The sequence below is a fragment of the uncultured Campylobacter sp. genome (genome assembly GCF_938040115.1).
In the GTDB taxonomy this organism is placed as follows: Bacteria; Campylobacterota; Campylobacteria; order Campylobacterales; family Campylobacteraceae; genus Campylobacter_A.
Map to the genome: position 1 here is coordinate 1 of NZ_CALHXD010000086.1, position 3,909 is coordinate 3,909.

Below are 3,909 nucleotides of genomic sequence, written 5' to 3' on the forward strand. Positions count from 1 at the left end.
GATAATAAGCCTTTTTGGCCTCGTTCATATCTTTTAAATTTATATGGTCTTTTGCTGCGGTAGTTTGATTAGCCACCGTTACGTCGTAAAATTCCACGTCGTATTCAGGCACGGCTCGCCAGCCATAAGTAGGCTTATATCCCAGTGCGCCCGCAAAGGATGAATTTACGCGCCTATTAGAACCCCAGCTATTGTTTATCACCTTTGCGCCCGCGTCAGCTAAAGCGGTGTAGCCCTTTAGAAAGTAGTTGTAGTCTTGGTTTGGTCCATACGTCATGTTGTCGTTGCCGCCGGTATTTGCGGAGTATAGCTGCGCGCCAAACGCAACGCCGTGCATGCCGCTACCGTCTCTACTAGCCGCCATCGTACCGCCCACGTGGGTGCCGTGAGCGTCGTTTACGCCCTTTACCCAACTACCGTCGTCGTTAAAAGCTTCGCCTTTTTTAAACACGCCGTTGTCGTTTTTATTAAAATTTCGCTTGCCGTCTTTTACTGGCTGATTTTTATCTATCGGGCCGTTTCCTAGTGCGGCGTCAGGGTATCTCATGCCGTTTTTGCCATAGTTGCCGATCGTTTTTACTGTATGAATCCTACCGTCTTGAAACTCCGGATGGCTCAAAAGTACGCCAGAGTCCATGACGCCGATCTTCGTTCCGCTACCGTTAAAGCCTAGAGCGTAAGCCGTGGAGGCGTTCATGGAGACTAAGCCCCAGTCGCTTTTATACTCCGCGCTCTCCCAACTAGAAGTATTACCGGAAACACCGGCCTCGGTGTAAGCATAAGCTCCGCTTGCGGCTAGTAGCAAGCAGGTGAGCGCCGAAAGAGGCAAATTTGAGCCCTTGTTACTGCGTAAATTTGCAAATTTACGCGACGTGTTTGAATGCATTATTTTCCTTTCGTTTAAGAGAATTTAAAATATGTTATTATACTTTGCTTTAATTTAAAAATTAATTATAAAAAATAAGAAAATTTGCTGATAACGTATTCAAATTTGATAAATTTTGGTGTAAAACGGCACTCAAATTTTACGTAAATTTAAATTATGTTATAATCGCGTAAATTTAAAATAAAGGTAAAAAATGGGGCTAAAATCTGACGCCTGGATACGCAAAATGTCGCACGAAAAGGCGATGATAGTGCCGTTTGCCGAGGAGCAAGTCGGACGCGGCGTGGTTAGCTACGGAGTGTCTAGCTACGGCTACGATATCCGCGTGGGCGACGAGTTTAAAATCTTTACAAATATCGGCGGTACCGTGGTCGATCCGAAAAATTTCGACGAGAAAAACGTAGTGGATTTCAAAGGCGATGTGTGCATCGTCCCGCCAAATTCATTCGCTCTAGCGCGCACAATCGAGTATTTTAACATGCCAGATAACGTGCTAGCTATCTGCCTAGGCAAAAGCACCTACGCTCGTTGCGGTATCATCGTAAACGTTACGCCTTTTGAGCCCGGATTTAAGGGGCACATCACGATAGAAATTTCAAACACGACGCCGCTACCGGCTAAAATTTACGCGAACGAAGGCATCGCGCAGGTGCTATTTATCGAAGGCGACGAGCCGTGCGAGGTGACGTATGCGGATAAAAAGGGTAAATATCAGGCGCAGGAGGGTATTACTCTGCCTAGGATTTTGAAGTAGTTTAGGGGCTTGTCTTTTTTGCTTATGCTTCGTTGTATTTAAATTTTTAAGCCAGACAACCTTTTTGCGGTTAGCCTACGCTTAAAAATTTAAATTCGCCTCGCCTCCTCGTAGCAAAGTCTCATTACGAGCGCAAAGCGTGAAGTAAAAGCGAAAAATACTGCGCCCGCATTAAATTTATGGATAAAATTTTGAATCAAATTTAAGGCACGGTTTTTGCTCCGGCTGAATAAAATTTAAATAAACGGCGAATCGTTTTCGTCAGACGAGACAAATCTAAAAATTTGCGAAGGAGCGTATATGAAATGCGCGATCGAACGAATTTAGTTTGCGACGTACGGCAAAAACGAGCCGCGAAAGGCAAAAATAAATGTTTAACGGAAAATCCATCCTCATCACCGGCGGCACCGGGTCATTCGGCAAGAAATACACCGAAATTTTACTCTCCAAATTTAAACCCAAAAGGCTAGTCATCTACTCTCGCGACGAGCTAAAACAGTACGAGATGGCGCAGGTTTTCAAAGACTCCGCGATGCGATTTTTCATCGGCGACGTGCGCGACGAAAAGCGCCTGATGACCGCGATGAACGGCATCGACTACGTCATCCACGCAGCCGCTATGAAGCACGTTCCTATCGCAGAATACAACCCGATGGAGTGCATAAAAACCAACATCAACGGCGCGCAAAACGTCATCGACGCGGCGCTAGAGTGCGGCGTGAGCAAGGTCATCGCGCTCTCGACCGATAAGGCGTGCAACCCGGTAAATTTATACGGCGCGACCAAGCTTGCCAGCGATAAACTTTTCGTCGCGGCAAACAACATCGCGGGTAGTAAAAAAACGCGATTTAGCGTAGTTCGCTACGGCAACGTCGTAGGCTCTCGCGGCTCGGTCGTACCGCTATTTAAAAGACTGATTGCAGAAGGCGCGAAGGAGCTACCGATCACGCACGCTGATATGACGCGGTTTTGGATCACGCTAGAACAGGGCGTAAATTTCGTACTTAAAAACTTTGAGCGTATGAAAGGCGGCGAAATTTTCATCCCAAAAATCCCATCAATGACGATGATCGAGCTTGCTCGCTCCATGGCGCCGCAACTTGGCGTAAAAATAATCGGCATCCGCCCTGGCGAAAAGATGCACGAAGTAATGGTCGGCAAGGACGACGCGCACCTAACGTACGAGTTTGACGACCACTACGTGATCAGCCCGTCGATCAAATTTACGAGCAAGGACGACGACTTTAGCATAAACGCGCTAGGCGAAAAAGGGCATCTCGTGGAGGAAAATTTCGAGTACAGCTCAGATAAAAATAAAATTTGGCTAGATAAAGACGGGCTTTTGGAGATGATCGAGGCCAGTAAATAGTTTGGCCGAAATTTATAAAATTTGAGCCGAAATCTAAAATTTTAGAAAAACAAGGCGAAGTATTTTTGCGTTTAGACGAGGTGGAAATGAGCCGAGCGAGGGCGCATACATATAGTATGTAACCGAGCTTCGGCGAAATTTCTAACGAAGTATAAGCAAAAAAGACGAGCCGCCAAAAAGACAAGCCGAAAAAGGATAAAAATGATACCTTACAGCAGACAACAAATCACCGACTCCGACATCGCTGCCGTCGTGAGCGCCCTAAAAGACGATATCCTAACCGGCGGCGACAAGGTCGGAGAATTTGAGCAGGCTATCGCAAAATACGTCGGCGTAAAGCATGTCGTAGCGATGAACTCGGCGACGAGCGCACTTCACGTCGCATATCTAGCGCTTGGTGTGAGAGAGGGCGACGAGGTCGTAACGACGCCCATCACGTTTGCGGCGACGGCAAATGCGGCGCTAATGGCTGGGGCGGAAGTTAAATTTGCGCCCGTTAAATTTGACGGAAATATCGATGAAAGCGCGCTAGTAAGCCTCATCACGCCTAAAACCAAAGTCATAACGGCGGTTGATTTCGGCGGCAATCCCGTAAATTTAGACGCCATCCTAAAACTAGCCAAGCAGCGCGGCATAAAGGTACTTGACGACGCTTCGCACGCGCTGGGTAGCTCGCAAGGCGGCGTAAAAGTCGGCGCAAAAGCGGACGTTAGCATTTTTAGCTTTCACCCGGTTAAGCCGCTAACGACCTTTGAGGGCGGCGCGTTAGCGACAAACGACGACGAGATCGCACGCTTGGCACGCCTCTACCGCTCGCACGGCATAGCTAAAAAACGCCTCTGGGACAGCGACCAGACGGTGCTTGGCTACAACTACCGCTTGCCCGACGTCGCCTGCGCG

Annotated in this window: 4 protein-coding genes; 3 read left to right on the forward strand and 1 reads right to left on the reverse strand. The window is 47.8% G+C overall.

Translation table 11 applies throughout. The features are described from left to right. Positions 1-886 (reverse strand): S8 family serine peptidase (locus Q0314_RS03125; RefSeq protein ID WP_298056410.1); only part of this gene is annotated, 886 nt, incomplete at its 3' end. 193 nt (positions 887-1,079) lie between these two features. Between Q0314_RS03125 and dcd the strand changes: the two genes are divergently transcribed. The 3 genes from dcd to Q0314_RS03140 form a co-directional block, all read left to right on the forward strand. Continuing rightward, positions 1,080-1,640: a dCTP deaminase gene (dcd, locus tag Q0314_RS03130; protein ID WP_002948812.1), complete on the forward strand. Its 561-nt coding sequence runs from the start codon at positions 1,080-1,082 to the stop codon at positions 1,638-1,640. 370 nt (positions 1,641-2,010) lie between these two features. Further along, a complete protein-coding gene (gene pseB / locus Q0314_RS03135) occupies positions 2,011-3,009 on the forward strand; it encodes a UDP-N-acetylglucosamine 4,6-dehydratase (inverting) (protein ID WP_298056413.1) in 999 nt (332 codons plus the stop codon). 201 nt (positions 3,010-3,210) lie between these two features. Then, positions 3,211-3,909: aminotransferase class V-fold PLP-dependent enzyme (locus Q0314_RS03140; RefSeq protein WP_298056415.1), on the forward strand; the 699-nt coding region annotated here is incomplete at its 3' end.

Bases quoted from the DNA above. Each gene is read 5' to 3' on its own strand.
- dcd (WP_002948812.1), top strand. From the start codon at position 1,080: ATGGGGCTAAAATCTGACGCCTGGATACGCAAAATGTCGCACGAAAAG.
- pseB (WP_298056413.1), top strand. From the start codon at position 2,011: ATGTTTAACGGAAAATCCATCCTCATCACCGGCGGCACCGGGTCATTC.